Here is a 246-nt window from a genome sequence, read left to right as displayed (position 1 = left end):
GTATCATAAAGTTTAAAGGCGGCTTCGCCAGAGAGGGTATCGCCGTCTTGTAAGCCTTCAAGTTCGCTGGCAAGCAAGCGTAAACCCTGTGCCAATGTCTTGGCAAACTGCGCTTCTTCTTTTTGAATGGCGTTTTCGATGACGCTTTGTTTGTCTTTTAGCTCTGGATAGGCAGTGCCCATTTCAGCGACCAGTGGCGCGACCATCTTATAAAAGAAATCACTATCAGCGCCCAACTTATTACCA

1 protein-coding gene is annotated in these 246 nt (G+C 47.2%); it reads right to left on the bottom strand.

From position 1 onward, the window contains the following. A partial coding sequence (locus tag AAEY57_RS20790) for an alanine--tRNA ligase-related protein (RefSeq protein ID WP_350608758.1) occupies positions 1–246 on the bottom strand: 246 nt, incomplete at both ends.

Source organism: Pseudoalteromonas sp. MER144-MNA-CIBAN-0113 (assembly GCF_040308965.1).
Lineage (GTDB): Bacteria > Pseudomonadota > Gammaproteobacteria > Enterobacterales > Alteromonadaceae > Pseudoalteromonas > Pseudoalteromonas tetraodonis.
This window is presented reverse-complemented; position numbering and strand designations above follow the sequence as displayed.